Origin of the sequence: Profundibacter amoris (assembly GCF_003544895.1) — a bacterium.
Taxonomy (GTDB): domain Bacteria; phylum Pseudomonadota; class Alphaproteobacteria; order Rhodobacterales; family Rhodobacteraceae; genus Profundibacter; species Profundibacter amoris.
The window spans coordinates 2,818,486-2,840,286 of sequence record NZ_CP032125.1 but is presented as its reverse complement, the minus strand read 5'-3'; the positions used below and the strand labels follow the sequence as shown (position 1 = coordinate 2,840,286).

At 57.8% G+C, this 21,801-nt stretch carries 22 protein-coding genes; 17 read left to right on the top strand and 5 right to left on the bottom strand.

Features of this window, described 5'->3' with window-relative positions; genetic code table 11:
- The first annotated feature begins 10 nt into the window (after positions 1 to 10).
- The 4 genes from BAR1_RS14170 to BAR1_RS14155 all read left to right on the top strand — a co-directional run bounded on the left by BAR1_RS14170 (position 11) and on the right by BAR1_RS14155 (position 4,241).
- Positions 11 to 1,093, top strand: coding sequence for a microcin C ABC transporter permease YejB (locus BAR1_RS14170; RefSeq protein ID WP_118943627.1), 1,083 nt, complete (start codon positions 11 to 13; stop codon positions 1,091 to 1,093).
- Positions 1,093 to 2,199 (top strand): ABC transporter permease, encoded by a 1,107-nt coding sequence (locus BAR1_RS14165; RefSeq protein WP_118943626.1) that lies wholly within the window; start codon positions 1,093 to 1,095, stop codon positions 2,197 to 2,199. Before BAR1_RS14170 ends, BAR1_RS14165 begins: the two co-directional genes overlap by 1 nt.
- Positions 2,196 to 3,812 (top strand): ABC transporter ATP-binding protein, encoded by a 1,617-nt coding sequence (locus BAR1_RS14160; RefSeq protein WP_118943625.1) that lies wholly within the window; start codon positions 2,196 to 2,198, stop codon positions 3,810 to 3,812. Before BAR1_RS14165 ends, BAR1_RS14160 begins: the two co-directional genes overlap by 4 nt.
- A gap of 96 nt (positions 3,813 to 3,908) precedes the next feature.
- Entirely contained in the window at positions 3,909 to 4,241 is a 333-nt protein-coding gene (locus BAR1_RS14155) for a gamma-glutamylcyclotransferase family protein (RefSeq protein ID WP_118943624.1), read from the top strand.
- 21 nt (positions 4,242 to 4,262) lie between these two features.
- Here BAR1_RS14155 and hemN read toward each other — a convergent pair whose 3' ends face one another.
- The gene (gene hemN, locus BAR1_RS14150) at positions 4,263 to 5,618 is read right to left on the bottom strand and encodes an oxygen-independent coproporphyrinogen III oxidase (RefSeq protein ID WP_118943623.1); all 1,356 of its coding nucleotides are present in this window, start codon (positions 5,616 to 5,618) and stop codon (positions 4,263 to 4,265) included.
- A 73-nt stretch (positions 5,619 to 5,691) separates the two neighbouring features.
- Here hemN and fnrL point away from each other — a divergent pair, with 73 nt between their 5' ends.
- Positions 5,692 to 6,432: a transcriptional regulator FnrL gene (gene fnrL, locus BAR1_RS14145; RefSeq protein WP_118943622.1), complete on the top strand. Its 741-nt coding sequence runs from the start codon at positions 5,692 to 5,694 to the stop codon at positions 6,430 to 6,432.
- A gap of 3 nt (positions 6,433 to 6,435) precedes the next feature.
- On the opposite strand, the gene BAR1_RS14140 is transcribed toward fnrL, so the two are convergent.
- Positions 6,436 to 7,635, bottom strand: coding sequence for a DNA polymerase Y family protein (locus tag BAR1_RS14140; protein WP_118943621.1), 1,200 nt, complete (start codon positions 7,633 to 7,635; stop codon positions 6,436 to 6,438).
- Here BAR1_RS14140 and BAR1_RS14135 point away from each other — a divergent pair.
- Positions 7,634 to 7,993 carry a hypothetical protein gene (locus BAR1_RS14135; RefSeq protein ID WP_118943620.1) on the top strand — a complete coding sequence of 120 codons (360 nt, stop codon included), beginning with the start codon at positions 7,634 to 7,636 and terminating at the stop codon, positions 7,991 to 7,993. The two genes, BAR1_RS14140 and BAR1_RS14135, sit on opposite strands and share 2 nt — an antisense overlap.
- A 1-nt stretch (position 7,994) precedes the next feature.
- Here the strand turns inward: BAR1_RS14135 and BAR1_RS14130 are convergent, their stop codons facing one another.
- Positions 7,995 to 8,834, bottom strand: coding sequence for a universal stress protein (locus tag BAR1_RS14130; RefSeq protein WP_118943619.1), 840 nt, complete (start codon positions 8,832 to 8,834; stop codon positions 7,995 to 7,997).
- Between the two features lie 204 nt (positions 8,835 to 9,038).
- Here BAR1_RS14130 and ccoN point away from each other — a divergent pair, with 204 nt between their 5' ends.
- The 8 genes from ccoN (at position 9,039) to ccoS (ending at position 16,967) form a co-directional block, all read left to right on the top strand.
- Positions 9,039 to 10,637 carry a cytochrome-c oxidase, cbb3-type subunit I gene (ccoN, locus tag BAR1_RS14125; protein ID WP_118943618.1) on the top strand — a complete coding sequence of 533 codons (1,599 nt, stop codon included), beginning with the start codon at positions 9,039 to 9,041 and terminating at the stop codon, positions 10,635 to 10,637.
- 14 nt (positions 10,638 to 10,651) lie between these two features.
- Complete coding sequence (ccoO, locus tag BAR1_RS14120) at positions 10,652 to 11,377, top strand: cytochrome-c oxidase, cbb3-type subunit II (RefSeq protein WP_118943617.1); 726 nt, start codon at positions 10,652 to 10,654, stop codon at positions 11,375 to 11,377.
- 9 nt (positions 11,378 to 11,386) lie between these two features.
- Complete coding sequence (locus tag BAR1_RS14115) at positions 11,387 to 11,587, top strand: cbb3-type cytochrome c oxidase subunit 3 (RefSeq protein ID WP_118943616.1); 201 nt, start codon at positions 11,387 to 11,389, stop codon at positions 11,585 to 11,587.
- The gene (gene ccoP, locus BAR1_RS14110; RefSeq protein WP_118943615.1) at positions 11,584 to 12,465 is read left to right on the top strand and encodes a cytochrome-c oxidase, cbb3-type subunit III; all 882 of its coding nucleotides are present in this window, start codon (positions 11,584 to 11,586) and stop codon (positions 12,463 to 12,465) included. The genes BAR1_RS14115 and ccoP overlap by 4 nt, the downstream gene beginning before the upstream one ends.
- Positions 12,466 to 12,733: 268 nt before the next feature.
- Positions 12,734 to 14,164, top strand: a complete 1,431-nt coding sequence (ccoG, locus tag BAR1_RS14105) for a cytochrome c oxidase accessory protein CcoG (protein WP_118943614.1) — start codon at positions 12,734 to 12,736, stop codon at positions 14,162 to 14,164.
- Positions 14,165 to 14,617, top strand: coding sequence for a FixH family protein (locus BAR1_RS14100; RefSeq protein ID WP_118943613.1), 453 nt, complete (start codon positions 14,165 to 14,167; stop codon positions 14,615 to 14,617).
- Between the two features lie 3 nt (positions 14,618 to 14,620).
- Positions 14,621 to 16,798, top strand: coding sequence for a heavy metal translocating P-type ATPase (locus BAR1_RS14095; protein ID WP_118943612.1), 2,178 nt, complete (start codon positions 14,621 to 14,623; stop codon positions 16,796 to 16,798).
- Between the two features lie 10 nt (positions 16,799 to 16,808).
- The gene (gene ccoS / locus BAR1_RS14090) at positions 16,809 to 16,967 is read left to right on the top strand and encodes a cbb3-type cytochrome oxidase assembly protein CcoS (protein WP_118943611.1); all 159 of its coding nucleotides are present in this window, start codon (positions 16,809 to 16,811) and stop codon (positions 16,965 to 16,967) included.
- Here ccoS and BAR1_RS14085 read toward each other — a convergent pair.
- Together BAR1_RS14085 and BAR1_RS14080 are read right to left on the bottom strand one after the other, a co-directional pair.
- The gene (locus BAR1_RS14085; RefSeq protein ID WP_118943610.1) at positions 16,964 to 17,653 is read right to left on the bottom strand and encodes a fumarylacetoacetate hydrolase family protein; all 690 of its coding nucleotides are present in this window, start codon (positions 17,651 to 17,653) and stop codon (positions 16,964 to 16,966) included. The genes ccoS and BAR1_RS14085 overlap by 4 nt on opposite strands.
- A 13-nt stretch (positions 17,654 to 17,666) precedes the next feature.
- Positions 17,667 to 19,274, bottom strand: a complete 1,608-nt coding sequence (locus tag BAR1_RS14080) for a serine hydrolase (RefSeq protein WP_407681517.1) — start codon at positions 19,272 to 19,274, stop codon at positions 17,667 to 17,669.
- Between the two features lie 356 nt (positions 19,275 to 19,630).
- Between BAR1_RS14080 and clpS the strand changes: the two genes are divergently transcribed.
- From clpS to BAR1_RS14065, 3 genes are read left to right on the top strand one after another with little or no spacing between them, the layout of a single operon-like run.
- Complete coding sequence (gene clpS / locus BAR1_RS14075; RefSeq protein ID WP_118944493.1) at positions 19,631 to 19,951, top strand: ATP-dependent Clp protease adapter ClpS; 321 nt, start codon at positions 19,631 to 19,633, stop codon at positions 19,949 to 19,951.
- A 22-nt stretch (positions 19,952 to 19,973) separates the two neighbouring features.
- Positions 19,974 to 20,975: a class I SAM-dependent methyltransferase gene (locus BAR1_RS14070; protein WP_118943608.1), complete on the top strand. Its 1,002-nt coding sequence runs from the start codon at positions 19,974 to 19,976 to the stop codon at positions 20,973 to 20,975.
- A gap of 15 nt (positions 20,976 to 20,990) precedes the next feature.
- Entirely contained in the window at positions 20,991 to 21,800 is an 810-nt protein-coding gene (locus BAR1_RS14065; RefSeq protein ID WP_118943607.1) for an SDR family NAD(P)-dependent oxidoreductase, read from the top strand.
- Position 21,801: the final 1 nt, after the last annotated feature.

Below are 21,801 nucleotides of genomic sequence, written 5' to 3'. Positions count from 1 at the left end.
CAACAGGTAAATGGGTGCATATCTACTTCGGCGATTGCTGCTGATCATTCCCACGCTGATCGGGATCATGATCGTCAACTTTGCCTTGATCCAGTTTGTGCCGGGTGGCCCGATCGAACAGATCCTTGCCAATCTGGAAGGCGAGGGTGATGCGTTCCAGACCATCGCCGGTGGCGGCGATGCCGGTGGCGGCAGCGTTGGCGGCGATGAACGCTATCAGGGCGCACGGGGCCTGCCGCCCGAATTCATTGCCGAGCTGGAAAAACAGTTCGGCTTTGACAAACCGCCATTGGAACGGTTCCTGAATATGATGTGGAACTACATGCGCTTTGATTTTGGCGAAAGCTATTTCAGAAGTGTCGGGGTGATTGATCTGGTGATCGAAAAGATGCCGGTTTCGATTACGCTGGGCCTGTGGTCCACCCTGATTGCCTATATGATTTCCATCCCCTTGGGCATCCGCAAGGCGGTGCGTGATGGCAGCCGGTTCGATACATGGACATCGGGCGCGATTATCGTTGCTTATGCCATCCCCGGTTTCCTGTTCGCCATTCTGTTGCTGGTGCTGTTTGCGGGCGGGTCTTACTGGAAAATCTTCCCCCTGCGCGGGCTGACCTCGAACAATTTCGACGAATTGTCGATGATGGGCAAGGTGCTGGATTACCTCTGGCACATTACCCTGCCGGTGCTGGCCTCGACCATTGCGTCCTTTGCCACGCTGACGCTGCTGACCAAAAACTCGTTTCTGGATGAAATCAAAAAGCAATATGTCGTCACCGCCAAGGCCAAGGGCCTGACCGAGCGCAGTGTGCTTTACGGCCATGTGTTCCGCAACGCCATGTTGATCGTGATCGCCAGCTTTCCGGCGCTGTTTGTCGGGGTGTTCTTTGGCGGCTCATTGATCATCGAAACGCTGTTCTCGCTGGATGGTCTGGGGCGGCTTGGGTTCGAGGCCGTGGTGGTGCGCGATTACCCCGTGATGTTCGGCACGCTTTATTCCTTCGGCCTGCTGGCGCTGATCGTCGGTATCCTGTCGGACATGATGTATGTGTTCATCGACCCGCGGATTGATTTCGAAGGGAGGGGCGAATAATGGCGCTATCGGCCCTGAACCAGCGCCGCTGGCGCAATTTTCGCAAGAACAAGCGTGCCTATTGGTCGCTGGTCATTTTCAGCATCCTGTTCGGCCTGTCGCTGTTTGCCGAATTCATCGCCAATGACAAACCGATTTTGATCAACTATCGCGGCGCCTATTACATGCCGGTGTTCAGCTTCTATCCCGAAACCGAATTCGGCGGTGATTTCAAAACCGAAGCGGTTTATCGCGATATCGAGGTGAAATGCCTGATCACCACCGGCGGGATCGAGGATTGCTTTGACGAACCCGAGGCCCTGATCGAAGACGCACAAGATGGCGAGATCGCAGGTGAAAAGATCGAAAAAGGCTGGCTACTGTGGCCTCCGATCCCCTATTCCTTCAACACCATCGTTGACATCCCCGGCGTGGCCCCGTCGCCGCCCGACCGGCACAACCTGCTGGGCACGGATGACACCAAACGCGATGTGCTGGCGCGGGTGATCTACGGGTTCCGCCTGTCGGTGATTTTTACTTTGCTGGTGTCCAGCATTGCATCGGTCATCGGCATTGTTGCGGGGGCGATACAGGGCTATTTCGGCGGCTGGATCGACCTGACATTCCAGCGGTTGCTGGAAATCTGGTCCTCGACCCCGTCGATTTACGTCATCATCATTCTGTTCGCCATACTGGGGCGCAGTTTCTGGCTGCTGGTGTTCATCACCGTGCTGTTCGGCTGGCCTGCGCTGGTCGGTGTGGTGCGGGCCGAATTCCTGCGGGCGCGCAATTTCGAATATGTGCGCGCGGCCAAGGCGCTGGGCGTTTCAAACCGCGTGATCATGTTTCGTCACATGTTGCCCAATGCGATGGTGGCCACGCTGACCTTTTTGCCGTTTATCGTCACCGGTTCGATCGCCACACTGGCCACGCTGGATTTTCTGGGCTTCGGCCTGCCCTCGTCCTTGCCATCACTGGGCGAACTGACCTTGCAGGCGAAACAAAACATTCAGGCGCCGTGGCTGGGGTTTACCGCCTTTTTCGTATTCGCGATCCTGCTGTCGCTGCTGGTGTTCATATTCGAAGGGGTGCGCGATGCGTTCGACCCCAGAAAGACCTTTGAATGAGCGATATCCTGAACATTCAAAACCTGTCTGTCACCTTCAGGCAGGACGGCAAGGAAACCCGTGCGGTCAAGGGTGTTTCGCTGACCGTGGGGCGCGGGGAAACCGTGGCGATTGTGGGGGAAAGCGGCTCGGGCAAATCGGTGACGGCGCTGTCCACCGTTTCGCTGTTGCCCGACAGTGCGGATATCACCGGCAGCATCACCTACGACGGCGCCGAAATGGTCGGCGCGGATGAAGCCGAATTGCGCCGCGTGCGTGGCAACGACATCAGCTTTATCTTTCAGGAGCCGATGACATCCCTGAACCCGCTGCACACGATCGAAAAGCAACTGGCCGAGAGCCTGTCGCTGCATCAGGGCCTGCACGGCACACCGGCACAAGACCGTATTCTGGAACTGCTGCGCAAGGTGGGAATTCGCAATGCCGAAACCCGTCTGGGGGCCTATCCGCACCAGCTGTCCGGCGGGCAGCGCCAGCGGGTGATGATCGCGATGGCACTGGCCAATAAACCGGACCTTCTGATCGCGGACGAACCTACAACGGCGCTGGATGTGACCATTCAGGCGCAGATACTGGAACTGCTGGCCGACCTGAAGCGGACCGAACAGATGAGCATGCTGTTCATCACCCATGACCTTGGCATCGTGCGTAAAATCGCGGATCGGGTCTATGTGATGAAGGACGGCGAAATCGTCGAGCAGGGGCCGACGGCCCAAATCTTTGACAATCCGCAACACCCCTATACGAAAATGCTGCTCGAGGCCGAGTCCGTTGGCCAACCCGCGCCGGTACCCGAAGGGGCCGAAGAAGTGGTGCGCACCAAAGGGCTGCGCATCTGGTTCCCGATCTATCGCGGTTTGCTGCGGCGGGTGTCTGGCTATGTTAAAGCGGTCAATGATGCCACTATTTCCGTACGCCGTGGCGAAACGCTGGGGATTGTCGGGGAAAGCGGCTCGGGCAAAACCACGCTGGCGCTGGCGATTATGCGGTTGATCGGCTCGGAAGGGCAGATTGTGTTCATGGGGCAGGATATAGCCGGCTGGAAACCCGCCCAGATGCGCCCCCTGCGCCGTGATATGCAGATCGTGTTTCAGGATCCCTTCGGCTCGCTTTCGCCGCGTATGTCGATTGAACAGATCATCGCCGAAGGGTTAAGCGTGCATGGTCTGGACCCAGGGCGGGATGAACGCGAAATGGTGGCCGAGATTATGCAAGAGGTGGGGTTGGACCCCGCCCTGATGGACCGCTACCCGCATGAATTTTCCGGCGGCCAGCGCCAGCGCATCGCCATTGCGCGGGCAATGATCCTGCGGCCCAAACTGCTGGTGCTGGACGAGCCGACCTCGGCGCTGGATATGACAGTGCAGGTGCAGATCGTCGATCTGCTGCGGGAATTGCAGCGCAAACACGGGCTGGCGTATTTGTTCATTTCGCACGATCTGCGGGTGGTGCGGGCGATGGCGCACAAGGTGATGGTGATGAAACAGGGCGACGTGGTGGAAACGGGCGACGCAGCGGATGTGTTTGATGCGCCGCAGACGGAGTATACCAAGGCGCTGATGGCGGCGGCGTTTGATTTGAAGGTGAAGGGTGGGGAGGCAAATCTACCCTGATCTATTTGGGTGTGATTGTAGCCTGTTTGCCCGGCGGATAGTGTTCAGCCCAGAGAATGCGACGGAAAACTCTTTTAGAAAATATTGGGAATGCGGATGGATCATCTTTTTGTTTACGGATCATTGCAACCGGGCGAAGCGAACGAACTTGTGATGAAGGGGATCGGTGGGGAATGGCGCAAGGCCACAATCAAAGGCCGTTGGCATGAAGAAGGCTGGGGCTATGTAAACCACGGCCTGCGCGGCATGGTTGTTGATGCGGATGGGCAAGAGATTTCGGGGTATATTTTCACATCCTCAAACCTGAAAAGCCATTGGGCCATGCTGGATGAATTCGAAGGCAGTGATTACGAGCGAGTAGAGACCAGTGCGATTTGCCCAAATGGCGAGAGTGTGGGTGTTTACGTTTACGCCCTAAAAAGGGGATAGAATGTAGACCTGCCCCCCCCTCTAAACCGCCGAACTATGCCCCGCCTTGGACAGATCATAGGCATCAAAGCTGCGGGCGATCATGCGGGTTAGGGGGTAGGCCTCTTTGGGCAGGGTGAACCCCTCGGCGGTGATTTTCGGCAGGCCCTCGAACTCGTCAGCCGCTTTTTTATACATCGCTTCCAGTTGCAGCCGCGTGATGTCAAAATCGCGCAGGATTTCGGCGGTGTCGATGTGGAAATTGCACATGATGGATTCAATCAGGCGCGCCCGCAGCCGGTCGTCGTCGGTAAAGACATGGCCGCGCACGGTGGCAAAGCGCCCTTCGCGCACCGCTGTGGTGTATTGCGAGGTGCCCGAGGCATGTTGCGCGAACCCTTGCGGGAATTTCGAGATGGACGAGGCGCCAAGCCCGATCAGCACATCCGAGGTGTCATCGGTATAGCCCTGAAAATTGCGTTTCAGATGCCCTTCGCGCTGTTTCACCGCCAGCCCGTCGTCGGGCAGGGCGAAATGGTCGATGCCGATTTCCTTGTACCCGTCGGCCATGAACAATTTGCGGGCCACATCGAACAGGCCAAGGCGTTCTTCGGGCGCGGGCAGGGCGTCGGTGGGGATCAACTGCTGGCGTTTGGCCATCCACGGCACATGGGCGTATCCGTATAGCGCCACGCGGCTGGGGCTCAGGGTCAGCAGTTTCAGCACGGATTCGGCGATGCGCGCATCGGTCTGGTGCGGCAGGCCATAGAGGATATCGGCGTTCAGGCTGTCGATACCGTGGGCGCGGATCATGTCGGCGGCGTCTTTGGTCAGCTCGTAGCTTTGGATGCGGCCAATGACCTTTTGAATTTCCTCGTCAAAATCCTGCACCCCGATCGAGGCGCGGTTCATGCCGGCATCGGCCAGCGCCTTGACGCGGGATTCGTCTATTTCGTTGGGGTCGATTTCGACGGAAAACTCGCCACCCTCAGCCATGGGAATCATGTCCAGAACCGTGCCTGCCAGTTCGGAAATCATGTCACCGGTCATCAGGGTTGGCGTGCCGCCGCCCCAGTGCAGCCGCGACAGGGTCAGGCCTGCGGGCAGGATGTCCTTAAGCAGGGCCAGTTCGGATTTCAGGGTTTCCAGATAGGCGCGCACGGGTTCCTCGGATTGGGTTCCCTGCGTGCGACATGCACAAAACCAGCATAAATGCCGGCAAAACGGCACATGGAGGTAAAGCGAAATGGAGGAGCCTTCCGGGATCGCGCGAACCCAGTCGGTGAAGTGGCCTTGGTTAACATCCGCACCGAAATGCGGCGCCGTCGGGTAGCTGGTATAGCGTGGCACCCGTGCGTCAAATAATCCAAGCCGTGCAAGTTGCGATTGTCCTGTCATTCAAGTAGAGTTACCCGTGAACAGGAACAATCTCTTTGATCGAGATCAAGACGAAGAAAAGCGCGAACGATTTATGAATCTAGCCGACCTATCTGACCGAGTATGCGGGGAATGCCCGATCCGCCACCGTGCCGTTTGTGCGCGATGCGATGAAGACGAGCAGAAAGTGCTCGATACGATGAAGTATTACCGCAGCTACGAAGCGGGGCAAACCGTGGTCTGGTCCGGTGACCGGATGGATTTTGTCGGTTCGGTCGTGTCGGGGATCGCGTCGTTGACCCAAACCATGGAGGACGGGCGCACGCAGATGGTGGGCCTGTTGCTGCCCAGTGATTTTGTCGGCCGTCCCGGGCGTGAATTTGCCCCTTATGATGTGATCGCCACGACCGATCTGGTGATGTGCTGTTTTCGCAAGAAACCGTTCGAGACGATGATGGCGCAAACCCCGCATATCGCGCAGCGGTTGCTGGAGATGACACTGGACGAACTGGATGCTGCGCGCGAATGGATGCTGCTTTTGGGGCGCAAAACCGCGCGCGAGAAGATTGCCAGCCTGATTGCCATTATTGCCCGTCGCGATGCCACCTTGCAATTGAAGGGGGGCGATGGCCCGCTGGTGTTCGATTTGCCGCTGACCCGTGTGGCGATGTCGGATTATCTGGGGCTGACGCTGGAAACAGTCAGCCGCCAGATTTCTGCCCTGCGCAACGAGGGAATCATTCAGCTGGAAGGCAAACGCCATGTCACCATCCCCGATTTCCAACGGCTGTTGAATGAATCCGGTGATGATGCCGATGGCGGGATGCTGAACTAGCGCCTAACCCTTTTCAAAAAAGCCCGGATGATCCTGATGCACCCCGTAGGTGATCACGCGCGATTTGTATCGGTGGTTTATCCTGTCAATGACGGCAGACAATTCTTCGTTCCGGCTTTGCCGGGCCGGTTCCAGCGGTAGGAACAATTCGCCAGAGCGCTGGGATAGCGGAATTATATCGCCCAACTGAATGCTGAGCGATCCGATAATGCGCGGGTTTCGAAGCAACAGTTTGCGCCAGAGGGTTTTGTAAATATCCAGAAAAACCCGGGTGTCCTGCGAAGGGGTAAGGGTTTTTGATCCGGCCCAGCCGCCACGGGGCAGGAACCTTGCGTGAAGGCTGATGCGTCTGGCGCAGTATTCATTGCGCCGCATCCGTTCAACGGCCTTTTCCACCAGCCAGCGCCCCACCAGAACGGCCTGTTCCGGTGGCCGGTACTCAGGGGCCAGAACCTTTGAATTTCCAAACCCGTTTCTCTGTGTTTCCAAGAGGGGGATGTTTTCACCCTGCAATCCGCGCACAAACCGTTCGCCTTCAACCGAGCGCCATATCTGGCGGGCATGTCGGGGATCCAGAGCATACAGCGCCTGAACATCCCATATCATTGCATGATGCAGCCGCCGTTTGATGCCGCCGGATATTCCGGGCAGGTCGTCAAGTTGCAGGTGCGCTATGCGGTCGGGCATGTTTTCCGGCGCCAGCCATTGCAGCCCGTCCGGCTTTTCCAGTTTTCCGGCGATCTTTGCCAACAGGTGGTTTGGCCCAAGGCCGATAGAGCATCGCAACTGGGCGCCAACCCTGTCACGGATGGCGGCTTTCATCCGGTTGGCCAGCTCCATCGCCCCTGTCAGGGTGCCGGTGCTGCCACCAAGGGCGACCTGAAATTCGTCAATCGACCTGACCCGCTCCAGTTCGCCCAACTCATCCAGAACCGCCGCGATTTTCTGGTTCACCCGAACATAAAGGCGATGACGGCTGGGGCGGAAAATAATATCCGGACATTTGCGGCGGGCCTCGTAAATGCGGGTGCCCACACCGATTCCGAATGCTTTTGCCTCATAGCTTGCCGCGACCACAGCGCCTGATTCTGCGGATATGGCTGTGATGGCAACGGGGCGGCCCCGCAAAGAAGGGTCCTCTTGCTGCTCGACGCTGGCAAAAAAGCTATTCATATCAATGTAAAGGGTGCGTAGCGGGGTCATGGCCGTCGAATCGTCCTTGCGAATGGTTGCCAAATGTTGCTACTTTGTTCTTATGGTCGAACGCAACAAACATCTTGCCAACGTCGCCTTTGGCGGCGCCTGGAGCGAAGAAATATCCGAGCGCGAAGCGCTGGGGGTTATCATGGAGGTGCTGTTCAACGCGGCCGCCCAATGCGGCGAGAAAGACGTGCGGGACCGCCCTTTGGCCGATGCGCTGGATTATGTGTACCACAATGTCGAAAAGGGGCCGATGCTTGTTGCCGGCTTCCAAAAGGCACTGCTGGAACCCCTCCCGGATGTCCGGGAGGTTCGTGTAAAGGACTATGCCGACATGATTGCCGTCTGGGCCGGATATTGAATCAATGTGCCATCAGCACCGGAATCTTTGTATTCTCCAGCATGTTGCGGGTGGCGCCCCCCAGAATTGCCTCGCGGAACCGCGAATGGCCATAAGCGCCCATGACGATCATATCGGCATTTATATCGCGCGCATGGCGCAGCAAGACATCCGAAACCCGCGGCATGGTTTTCGCCAGAACGGTGATTTCCGCCTTGACCCCGTGACGCACCAGCATTTGTGACAGCGCCCCGCCCGGGTCTGAACGGTCCGGTCCATGTTGGGGCGGGTCAATCACCGTGATGTTTACGGAATCGGCTGCAATCAGGGCGGGCAAAGCCGCGCGAACGGCTGCCATTGCCTCGGTGCTTTCGTTCCAGGCGATAATAATGCATTTTGCTTCTACATTCGCTTTGGTTTTTGGCGGCACCACCAAAGTGGGCACCTGGCCTTCAAACAGGGTCGACTCGACGATGGTTTCCTGTTCCTGTCCGCACCCTTTACCATAGGGCCGGGGCAGCACCACAAGATCACTGAAACGCGCCCTATGTGCGACCAACCGGCCCAGTCCGGCCAGTTGGGCAACCGCTTTGTCTACCGCGAACGGTATGCCCTCGTTGGCGAGGTGTTCGTTCGCATATGTCTCGGCGGCGACGGCTTCTTCTTTTGCCTTTTCAATGACTTCTTGCTGGAAAACCGCACTGGCCCCGGCATAGTAATAGCCAGTCTGGGTGCGATCTACGCCGATGCAAAGCACATCCAGATGCGCCTCTTCTGCGTGGGCTATTGCGACGGCCCGATCAAGGGCGGGTTTTGCGATTGTCGGATCTGTGATAACAGTGAGTAGCGTTTTATAGGTCATTGGAGAGGTCTCCTTAAGGAATGTCTATATATACGATAATATCCGAACGAGATGAAAAAGCCTTGATGTCGATCAAAATAGACACATGCAAAAATTGATATAGATCAAGGTGGGTTGTGTCTGGGCACGGCATACCGCATCTAGTCGCAAAGTAGCCGGGCGAAGTGTGAGTCGCGCGGTAGAACAAAGACGAAGGGACGTGCAATGTGGGACTACATTAAACTGATTGTAGTGGGCGCAGTGGTGGTTTTGGCCGCTATCGCAGCCAACTACGCAAGAGATCTTGCCTATCTGGTGAACGCAATCACTGTTATGATCGCGGCCATCATACTGTTCATCTGGACGGTGCGCGGTCTTGGGGATGACAAACCGAAAGAGGAAGAAGGTTACCTCGATGGTGTTGTCCGGGCCGGTGTGATCGCCACGGTCGGCTGGGGGCTGACCGGGTTTCTGGTTGGGGACTGGATTGCAACTCTGCTGGCCTTTCCGAATCTGAACTTCGAATGGGCGCAAGGCTATTTGAATTTTGGCCGCTTACGCCCTTTGCACACTTCGGCTGTTATCTTTGCGTTTGGCGGGAACGGCCTGATTGCGACCTCGTTTTACGTTGTGCAGCGAACCTCGGCAGCGCGCCTTTGGGGCGGAAACCTGGCCTGGTTCGTGTTCTGGGGATATCAACTGGTTATCGTTCTTGCGGCTACCGGTTACATTCTGGGTGCGACACAATCCAAAGAATATGCAGAACTCGAATGGCTGGCCGACTGGTGGCTGACTGTTGTCTGGGTCGCCTATCTGGCGGTGTATATGGGCACACTTTACAAGCGTAAAGAAAAGCACATCTATGTGGCCAACTGGTTCTACCTGTCCTTCATCATCACCATTGCGATGCTGCACATCGTTAACAACCTGTCGATCCCCGTGTCGCTGTTCGGCTCGAAATCGGTTCAGGTGTTTTCGGGTGTTCAGGATATGATGACCCAGTGGTGGTATGGCCACAATGCTGTGGGCTTCTTCCTGACAGCCGGCTTCCTTGGTATGATGTACTACTTTGTGCCCAAGCAGGCCGAACGCCCTGTGTTTTCGTATAAACTGTCGATCATCCACTTCTGGGCACTGATCTTCCTTTATATCTGGGCAGGTCCACACCACCTGCACTATACCGCACTGCCTGACTGGGCCGGTACACTGGGTATGGTTATGTCGATCATCCTGTGGATGCCTTCATGGGGCGGTATGATCAACGGTCTGATGACCCTGTCGGGCGCATGGGACAAACTGCGCACGGATCCGGTTATCCGGATGATGGTTGTGTCGATCGGTTTCTACGGCATGTCCACATTCGAGGGTCCGATGATGTCGATCCGCGCTGTGAACTCGCTGTCGCACTATACCGACTGGACCATTGGCCACGTTCACTCTGGCGCTCTGGGCTGGAACGGTATGATCATCTTTGGTTCGCTGTACTTCCTGGTGCCTCGTCTGTGGAACCGCGAAGGCCTGTATTCCCTGAAGCTGGTAAGCTACCACTTCTGGCTGGCCACAATCGGGATCGTTCTCTACGCCTCCTCGATGTGGGTATCGGGCATCATGGAAGGTCTGATGTGGCGCGAAGTTGACCCCAACGGTTTCCTTGTGAACTCGTTCGCCGACACCGTAGAAGCCAAATGGCCGATGAATGTTGTGCGCGCAATTGGCGGGTTCTTGTACCTGAGTGGCGGCATCATCATGGCATACAACCTTTGGGCAACAGTTGCGAAGCGTCCGGCCAAAGCCGGTGCCACCGTAGCCGTTCCAGCAGAATAGGGAGGGAATGACAGATGGCTTTCCTTGATAAACACTCAATCATCGAGAAAAATGCAACTATTCTGATGGTTCTTTCGCTGCTGGTTGTTTCCGTTGGCGGTGCCGTTGAAATCGCACCTTTGTTCTATCTGGAAAACACGATCGAGGATGTAGAGGGCATGCGCCCCTACTCCCCGCTCGAGTTGACCGGCCGGGACATCTATGTGCGCGAGGGTTGTTACGTATGTCACAGCCAGATGATCCGCCCGCTGCGCGACGAGGTCGAGCGTTACGGCCACTATTCGCTGGCGGCTGAATCGCAATATGACCACCCGGCACAATGGGGCTCCAAGCGGACAGGTCCCGATCTGGCCCGTGTTGGCGGCCGTTATTCGGATGCATGGCATGTTGACCACCTGACCAATCCGCAGTCGGTTGTTCCTGTGTCGATCATGCCAAAATACGGCTTCCTGTCGAACCGGATGATCGAGCCGACTTACATCGAAGATCTGCTGAAGACGCACCGCATGGTCGGTGTGCCTTACACAGACGAGATGATCGCAAGCGCCAAGGCCGACTTTGTGGCACAGGCCGATCCGGACAGCGATTACGAGGAAATGCTGGCCCGCTATCCCAAAGCGCAGGTGCGCAACTTTGATGGCAAGCCGGGTGTTTCGGAAATGGACGCGCTGATTGCGTATCTGCAAATGTTGGGCACGCTGGTTGATTTCTCGACCTTCACGCCTGTTGCAAACCGCTAGGAGGGGATGATGGATACCTATTCCGTAATGCGGCAATTCGCAGATAGCTGGGGCATGCTGGGCATTTTCGCCGTGTTTATCTTTGTGGTTTTCTGGGCGTTCCGCCCGGGCAGCCGCAAGGTGCACGACGATATCGCCAACATCCCTTTCCGCAATGAAGACAAACCTGCTGCCGATCCCGCAGATGTCAACAAGGAGGCGCGGTCATGAGTAAGAAACCGACAGAAATAAAAGAAGATGAAGTTGAAACAACTGGCCACGTCTGGGACGGGATTGAAGAGTTCAACAATCCATTGCCGCGCTGGTGGTTGTGGACGCTCTATGCAACCATTGTTTGGGCTATCGGTTATACCATCGCCTATCCGGCTTGGCCTATTTCAAAAGAGGGGGCTACGCCCGGTCTGCTGAAATGGTCCACCCGTGCGGATGTGGCGGCTGAAATCAAGGCCGTTGACGAAGCCAATGCCGCGATCGAAAACAAACTTGCCTCAGTCGAGTTGACCGAGATTGCCGCCGATCCCGAGCTGAAGGGCTATGCCATCAACGCCGGCCACGCTGTGTTCCAGACATGGTGTGCCCAGTGCCACGGGTCTGGTGCATCGGGTGCCAAAGGCTATCCCAACCTGCTGGACGATGACTGGCTGTGGGGCGGCACCGTCGAGGACATCCATTATACCGTAACACATGGTGTGCGGAACGAGGATGACGACGATGCGCGTTTCTCGGAAATGCCTAAATTCGGCGCTGATGAACTGCTGAGCAAGGAAGAAATCGAACAGGTTGTAAACTACGTCCTGACGATTTCCGGCCAGACAGACCAGGCAGACCCGGAACTGGCCAAGGCAGGGGCGGTTGTTTTTGAAGATAATTGCTCATCTTGTCACGGAGAAGACGGAAAAGGTGATCGAGATCAAGGCGCGCCTAATCTGACTGATGCTATCTGGCTGTATGGCGGCGACAAAGACACGATTCGTGAGAGTGTCAACTTCGCCCGCTTCGGCGTAATGCCCACATGGGCGGCTCGTTTGTCCGAGTCTGATATTCGCGCCGTTGCCACTTACGTCCACCAGCTTGGTGGTGGTGAGTAAGAAATAAGCTTCCGAGGGTCTCCAGCCCTCGGTAAAAGGCACCGACGCCCGTCCTGTTCGCGCGTTTCCTTGGGGGTCGGTGCCACCTTAACCCCATTAGACGGATTCTAACAAGGGCTTTGTCGCCTTATGCCGCAGGGCATGTTACGCTTCGTCGCATGGGCATTGGCGAAATTACTATTATTTCCACTGCTAAGGCTATCTTTGTGAGTCGAGATAGCTGTCTGTTACATACAGCCAAAGCAAATCGACGGTTGGAGTTGATCCCGTGAGCAATACAGAAAACAAAGCCCCGCAATTATACGCTGCCCGCGAACCGGTATTCCCGCGCAAGGTGAAAGGGAAATTCCGCACCTTGAAGTGGTGGTTGCTGGGCATTGCGATGGCTGTCTATTACCTGACGCCGTGGATTCGCTGGGATCGTGGCCCGAACCTGCCGGACCAGGCGGTTCTGATCGATCTTGCCGGACGGCGTTTTTACTTTTTCATGATCGAAATCTGGCCGCATGAATTCTACTTTATCGCTGGCCTGTTGATCATGGCCGGGCTGGGATTGTTCCTGTTCACGGCAGCGGCTGGTCGGGTCTGGTGTGGCTATACCTGCCCGCAAACCATCTGGACCGATCTGTTCATACTGACAGAACGCTGGATCGAGGGAGACCGGAACGCCCGTGTGCGCCTTTGGAAATCCAAATGGGATGCCCGAAAATGGCGCTTGCGACTGTTTAAATGGTTTGTCTGGTTGCTGATCGGTGTTGCCACAGGCGGGGCGTGGGTGTTCTATTTTGCCGATGCGCCGACATTGCTGGTTGATCTGGTGACCTTTCAGGCGCATCCGATTGCCTATCTGACCATTCTTGTGCTGACACTCACAACCGTTGGTTTTGGCGGTTTCGCCCGCGAACAGATCTGTATCTATATGTGCCCATGGCCGCGCATTCAGGCCGCGATGATGGACGAAGACACGCTGACAGTCGGATACCGCCACTGGCGCGGCGAGCCGCGCGGTAAACGGCGCAAGGGGGCGGATGCGGAAAATCTGGGGGATTGCATCGACTGTATGGCCTGCGTCAATGTCTGTCCGACGGGCATCGACATTCGCGACGGGCAGCAGTTGGAATGTATCACCTGTGCCCTTTGTATCGATGCTTGCGACGATGTGATGGAGAAAATCGGCAAACCGCGCGGGTTGATTGATTATCTGGCCCTGTCCGATGAAGAAGCCGAAACACATGGCGCAACACCCAAACCGATCTGGCGGCATGTTTTCCGCCCCCGAACCATTATGTATATTACTTTATGGTCGCTTGTCGGTATCGGCCTGCTGGTGGCGCTGATCATCCGGCCGGACATTGATATGACCGTTGCGCCTGTGCGCAACCCGATTTATGTTACACTGTCGGACGGAACGATCCGTAACACCTATGATGTGCGGCTGCGCAACAAGCACGGCGACGATCGCAAGTTTGACATTTCGGTTAGTGGCGATCCCAGTATCGGGATTTCCCTGGAAGGTCGCGAAGGCAACAGCGTTATCGTGCCCGCAAACGAAACCCTGTTGCAGCGTGTCTATGTGACGGCCCCGGCCGGCAGCGCGCCTGCCAAATCGGACCGCACGGAAATAACCCTGTCTGTCGAGGACAAGGTTGGCGAGGAAAAGGTGCAAACCAGCACCGTCTTTAACGGAAAGGCCCAATAGATGGCACCATTTACCGGCCGCAAGGTTCTATTCGCGTTTGTTGGCGCCTTTGGCGTGATCATTACGGTGAACCTGTTTATGGCCTACTCGGCTCTAAGCACCTTTCCGGGGCTGGATGTGAAAAACAGCTATGTGGCCAGCCAGAACTTTGACACTGAACGCGCCGCTCAACAGGCGCTGGGGTGGACGGTTTCGGTGACATACGAGCCGGGTGAACTGGTGGTCGAAGTGGTGGATAATTCCGGTCGCCCGGCCGATGTGGCCCTGCTGAATGCCATCGTCGGGCGCCCCACCCATGTGCGGGAAGACCAGACGCCGCAATTCCAACAGCGCGGCGGTAAATTTCGCGCACCGCTGACATTGGGCGAAGGTAAATGGAATCTGCGCCTGAAGGCCACCGCGCTTGACGGTACCAAATTCCACCAGCGTCTGGATTTCGAGGTGAAAGGCTAAGCCATGTGCGCGCAAATCGCTGCCTGTCCTGCCTGCTCGGTTGCCCCTTCGGCAGAAGAGCTTGCCAAGATGAACGAGGTGGTCGAGGCGCGGATCATGCTGTCCTTGCCCACAGTGCATTGCGCGGCCTGTATCACGGCGGTTGAACGCGAGTTGGAACGCGCCACCGGTGTGCATTCGGCGCGGGTAAACCTGACCCTGAAACGCGTCAGTATCGAGGCGGATCCGGATATAACCGCCGATGATATGACCGAACTTTTGGCTGGGATCGGATACGAGGCACACGAGCTGGACGCGGGCACCCTGCGGGCCACCGAAACCGACAAACGCGGGCGTGAATTGCTGATGCGGCTGGCGGTGGCGGGCTTTGCGATGATGAACGTGATGCTGCTGTCGATCTCGGTCTGGGCCGGGGCCGAGTCCGCGACTCGCGATCTGTTCCACTGGATTTCCGCCATCATCGCCCTGCCGGCCATCGCCTTTTCCGCGCAGCCGTTTTTCCGCAGCGCCTGGTCGGTGTTGAAGGTGCGCCGCCTGAATATGGATGTGCCGATTTCGCTGGCGATCCTGCTGGCCTGTGCCCTGTCGTTGTATGAAGTCACCCAAAGCGGCGAACATGCTTATTTCGACGCGGCCCTGTCGCTGACGTTTTTCCTGCTGGCGGGCCGTTATTTGGATCATCGCACCCGCGCCATTGCCCGATCAGCCGCCGAAGAACTGGCCGCGCTGGAAGTGCCGCGCGCGGAACGGTTCGAGGGCGACGAACTGGTCACAGTGCCGATTGCCGAATTGGCCGTTGGCGATCTGGTGCGGGTCAAACCGGGGGGGCGGATGCCGGTGGACGGGGTTGTGACGGATGGCCAAAGCGAATTGGACCGCTCCTTGCTGACAGGTGAAACCGTGCCGGTCTATGCCGGCCCCGATAGCGTGGTCAGCGCGGGCGAGGTTAACCTGACCGGCCCCCTGACCGTGCGCGTCACTGCGGCGGGTGAAGATACATCGCTGCATCGCATGGCCGATCTGGTGGCAATGGCCGAAAGCTCGAAAAACCGCTACACCTCGCTGGCGGACAAGGCGGCGGGTATCTATGCGCCGGGGGTGCATTTGTTGTCGTTCTTGGCCTTTGTCGGCTGGATGGTTATATCCGGCGGTGATGTGCGCCTGTCGCTGAACATCGCGGTTGCTGTGCTGATCATCACCTGCCCCTGCGCCCTTGGCCTTGCGGTTCCGGCGGTGACAACGGCGGCGTCGGGGCGGCTGTTTCGGCGCGGGATGTTGATCAAGGACGCCACAGCGCTGGAGCGGCTGGCCGAAGTTGACACTGTGGTTTTCGACAAAACCGGCACCCTGACCGAAGGCGCGCCGGAACTGACCAATCTGGAAGAATTCAAACCGCGCGATCTGCAAGTGGCGCTGGCGCTGGCACAGGCTTCGTCGCACCCGTTGGCGGTTTCCCTTGCCACGGCGGTCAGCGGGGCAGGGGTGGAACCCGCCGGGTTGAGCGATCTGTGCGAGGTTCCGGGCTATGGGGTCGAGGCCACATGGAACGGCGAAACGGTGCGTCTGGGGCGTGCGGCGTGGGTCGGGGCCAAGGCGGGGCCGCAGACGGCGACCTATTTGCAGATTGGCACGGCTGACCCGTTGGAATTCACCTTTGCGGACCATTTGCGCGAAGGCGCGGACAAGGCTGTGGCGGCGTTAAAAGAGCAGGGTATGAAGCTGTTGCTGATTTCTGGCGACGCGCCGGTTGCGGTTGAAAAACTGGCCAGACGGTTGGGGTTTGATGAATGGGTGGCCGAAGCCTTGCCCGAGGATAAAGCCAAACGGATCAATGCCTTGACGCAAAAGGGCGCGCGGGTTTTGATGGTCGGTGACGGGTTGAACGACACGGCGGCACTGGCGGCGGCGCATGTGTCGATCTCGCCGGCATCCGCACTGGATGCGGCGCGGGTGGCATCCGATATTGTCCTGCTGGGCAGCGACATGTCCCCGCTAGCCGAGGCCACGGTGATCGCCCGCAAGGCAACCCGCCGGATCAAGGAAAACTTTGCCATCGCGGCAGGCTATAACGCGATTGCGGTGCCGATTGCCCTGTTCGGGTTTGCCACGCCGTTGATGGCGGCCTTGGCGATGTCGGCGTCATCCATTACAGTATCGCTAAACGCCCTGCGGCTGCGTTAGGAGAACCAACATGGGAATAATTCTGTATCTGATCCCGATTTCACTGTTTCTGGGCGGGCTGGGGTTGCTGGCCTTTTTCTGGACTTTGAAGTCGAAACAATATGACGATCCGGATGGTGATGCCCACCGGATTCTAAGCGACGAATGGGATGATAAACCGCGCCCTTAGATATGGGTGCTGGTGACGTTGCCCAAACCCTCGATCGTGATTGTGCAGCTTTGGCCGCGGGCGATCGGTCCGACACCGGCGGGCGTGCCGGTATAGATCAGATCACCGGCAGCGAGCGTGACCAGGCCTGACAAAAAAGCGATCACATCGGCCACGGGCCAGATCATATCGGCAATATCCCCGTCCTGACGTGGTTGCCCGTCCACATGCGCGGTGATGCGCCCTTTGGTCGGGTGGCCGATGATGGAAGCCGGATACAGCGGCCCGCAAACGGCGGAGTTGTCAAACCCCTTGGCCATGTCCCACGGGCGGCGCATTTCCTTGGCTTTGGCCTGCATATCGCGGCGGGTTAGATCGTTGCCAACGCCATAGCCCCAGACGTGGTTCAAGGCATCCTCCACCTTGATATCCGCACCACCCGCGCCAATCGCCACCACCAGTTCGGCCTCGTGATGCAGGTTTTCGGTGTGCGGCGGATAGGGTAGGGTTGCGCCATCATCCACCACCGCATCGGCGGGTTTTGTGAAAAAGAATGGTGGTTCGCGGTTCGGGTCATACCCCATTTCGCGGGCATGATCGGCATAGTTGCGGCCAACGCAAAAGATGCGGCGCACGGGAAAGCGCAGGGTGCTGTCGGCAATCGCAACGTTTGGTGTTGCGGGTGCGGGCAGGGCGAATTCAACCATTGCCGGGCACCTGTCAGGATGGCCCCATTGTCGAACAAGTGATATTGCGCGCTTGCAGGCGGCGGCAGGCCAGTTCGGCAGTTTCGCGGGTCATGCCGACGAAATTGGCGTCAAATCCGGTGCTGCGGCGCACGACCTTGCGCAGGGATCCGTCAAGTGTGGTCATTTCCTTGAGGGCGGTTTTTAGCAACACACGCTCGGCTTTGTATTGCGAATTATAGCGGCCGATGTTGATCCCCCACAGCCGCCCGCCGGATGTGGAAATACGGGTGACGACAACGGGTTCGGGCTTTGCTGCAGGCTGCGTCGCCAAAGCCGAGGCCAGAATAACCTTGGCCGGACGCGGCAGCGGCGCCGAGGTAACAACAGGGGCCGCAGCGGTTGCCGTGGCGACGGCGGCGGTCACGACGGGTTCAGCCGGCGCTTTGGGTGCTTCGGCCAGAACGGTTTCGCTCACGGCTGTTTCAGCCACTTCGGGTTTGGGCGCCGGTTTGGGCACTTCGATGGCGGCTTCGGCCGCAACGGTTTGCTGTGCTTCGGCCAATGCGCTTTCGATGTCGCTTTTCATAGCCACCAGCAATTCTTCGGGCGGGGCGACGGTCGGGCGCTGTGGCGGGCGCATGCTTTTGCTAACTGCAGTGACCAGACGAATGGTTTTGCCCGCAACACCAGCGGTGTAGCCACTGGTTGACGGGGCCACCGTTGTTGGTGCCGGGGTGGACGGTTTTCCAAGCCCGCGGTTGCCCATATAGGGGGGGCGCGCAGGTTTGCGAACGCGCACATTGGTCGGCGCACGGCGAAAGCCCAGATCCAGCAATTCGGCCACTTTGGCGTTGCGGGTGGCCGTTGAGCGGCCGCCGAAAACGGTTGCGATGATACGCTCTTTACCGCGACGGGCCGAAGCCACAAGGTTAAAGCCAGCCGCGCGGGTATAGCCGGTTTTGATGCCGTCCGCGCCGCGATAGGCACCCAGCAGGCGGCGGTTGGTATTATAGACCTGTTTGATCCCTGCATCCGTGGTTATGCGCGAGAACAGGTTGTAATATTGCGGGTAATCATAGAACACATGCCGCCCCAGCGTGGTCATGTCTCGGGCGGTGGACAGGTGACCCGCAGCGGTCAGCCCGTTCATATTCTTAAAGGTTGTGCGGCTCATCCCCAGGGCTTTGGCGGTGCGGTTCATCCGGCGGGCAAAGGCGGCTTCGGACCCCGATATCGCCTCGCCGATCGCGGTGGCGGCGTCATTGGCGGATTTCACGGCGGCGGCACGGATCAGATAGCGCAGTTTGATGCGCTGTCCTGCCCTCAGGCCCAGTTTGGATGGCGGCATCGAGGCGGCGTGTTTGGAAATGCGCACCTTGGTGTCCAGCGAAATTTCACCATGCTCGATCGCCTCGAACGCAATATATAGCGTCATCATCTTGGTGAGGGACGCGGGATGCAGGCGTGTATCTGCATTGCGCGAATGCAGCACCTCGCCGGTGCGGGCGTCAATTACAAAAGCCGCATAGGGTGCGGCCATACCTGTGAGCGGCGCAAGCGCCATCGCACACAACATTACTGTCAGGAATAGCCCATCGCGGACGTACTGCCCCAGACGTAGTCTTACGTCACTTACCATACTCTGCCTCATGTCGCCGGATTTTTCCGGTCAACTTGTTATTATTGCAGGCACTCTAGCACAGGTCGGATTCCTGGAAAACATCTTATTTTCAAATAGTTTTCAGGTGTTGTTCCGGTGAAATTGGCAGATATAGTGTGCTGCGGTGTTGTGACCGCTAGATGTTTGTCGTTTGCAATTTGCGAAAAAACTTTGGACTGTGGCTTTTGAGTCGGAGGGGGCAAATCACTGCGGGCTATTGGGCCGGATCGGGAATTGCCCCTTTATCCTGCCCGTCAGAGCGTTTATATATTGCCTTCGGAACCGATGATGGAAGCACCCTTTTGACCTTGGCAAAAACATATCCATTGCAGATGATGTCCGACAAGGACGGGGATGAAGATGGCGACACCGGCGTTGCGCTGAAAACCCGCCCCAAAACAGCGCGCCCCCCTATGTACAAGGTGCTGATGCTGAATGACGACTACACGCCGATGGAATTTGTCACCTATGTGCTGGAGCGGATATTCGGGCTAAGTGGTGCGCAGGCGGTCGAAATCATGCTGACGGTGCATAAAAAGGGGCTGGCGGTGGTCGGTGTCTTTTCGCACGAGGTGGCCGAAACCAAGGTGGCGCAGGTGATGGACCTTGCGCGGCGCAACCAGCATCCGCTGCAATGCACGATGGAAAAGGAATAGGCCCGCTTTGGCCTGATCTGTCATGAAACATTCCCGATTGAATCTAATCCTTGATAGCGGCGCGTTACAACTGCCCGATGATGGCGAAATCGCCGTATATGGTGCAGGGGCGGGGGATGATTTGTCAGCCCTGCCCAAGGACCGCTGCGAGGTTATTCAAGGGTTCAAGCCCGACTCTGACGCGCTAACCGCACGCGGGTTCAAGGTGTCGGTGGCGGCCACGGGGCCATATGCGGTGTCGGTGGTGAAACTGGCCCGCTCCAAGGTGCAAACGCGGATGATGCTGGCCGAGGCCGTGGCGAAAACGCCCGGCGGGCTGATCATTGTGGACGGGATGAAAACAGACGGGGCCGACGGGTTTTACAAGGAATGCCGCAAGCGGGTCGAGGTCAGTCAGGCGTTTTCCAAGGCGCATGGCAAGCTGTTCTGGTTCACGGCCAAACCGGCATTTGACGACTGGGCCGACAAGGGGCCGATCACACTGCCCGGCGGGTTCCAAACCGTCCCCGGTGTGTTTTCGGCGGAAAAGATTGACCGTGGATCGCAAGCGCTGGTGGATGCACTGCCCGCAAAGCTGCCCAAACGGCTGGCCGATCTGGGCGCCGGATGGGGGTTTTTGTCGCGTCACATATTGATGCGCGAAAAGGTGCGTGAACTGCATCTGGTCGAGGCCGATTTCAACGCGCTGGAATGTGCCCGTGTGAACGTTACGGATGAACGCGCGCATTTCCATTGGGCCGATGCCACGCGGTTCATGCCTGACAGGCCGTTTGACGGTATCATCAGCAACCCGCCCTTTCATACCAGCCGCAAGGCGGACCCCGAAATCGGCCGCGCCTTTATCCATGCGGCGGCGGGGATGTTGACACCTTCGGGACAAATGTGGCTGGTGGCTAACCGGCACCTGCCCTATGAACGCACGCTGGCCGAGACATTCCGTTTTGTTGACGAAATCGCCGGTGACAATTCCTTCAAAATCCTTCGGGCCACCAAACCGCTGCGCGGTAAACGTCCGCAGGACTGAAACAGGAGCAACAAGATGTCTTTTTCAATCGCCGGAAAATCCGTAATCGTGACGGGGGCGGCCAACGGGGTTGGTCTGGCTATCGGGCTGCGGTTTGCCGAAGCGGGGGCAAATGTGATGTTTGCCGATATGGACGAGGACCGTCTGGTCGCGGAACTGGGTGACAGGGCCGAAAAAGAGGAAAACATACAGTTCTTTGCCGGTGATTTGCGGCAGAAACTGACCATTGCCAACCTGCTGTCTGCCACGATTGATGCCTTTGACCGGGTGGATATTCTGGTCAATGCCTCGCGTCAGGTGGCGGTGTCCGATCCGCTGGACCCCGAGGCAGACGAGATGGAAGCACTGCTGGAGCAGAACCTGATGACCAGCCTGCGGCTTAGTCAGGCGGTGGCCAAACGGATGATCTGTCAGGCCGAGCGCGAGGAAAACGAGGAAGGGCCGGTGGGGGCAATCGTCAACCTGTCATCGATCGCGGCACAGCGGGCGCACCCGAAATTGCTGGCTTATTCGGTGTCCACAGCGGCGCTGAACCAAATGACGCGGTCCTTGGCTGTGGCGCTGGCGCCGGAACGGATACGGGTGAATGCGGTGGCTTTTGGTTCGGTGATGAGCACCAGTTTGAAAAACACTTTGAAGGGTAATGAAGAATGCCGCGCCGATGTTGTGGCGCATACACCGCTGGGGCGGATCGCAAAAGCCGAGGAAGTGGCCGAGGCGGTGCAGTTTCTGGCCTCGGAAGGGGCCGGTTTTATCACCGGACAGATAATGATTGTTGATGGCGGGCGCACGTTGCTGGATTCAGTGGCGGCGCCGGCGCATTAAA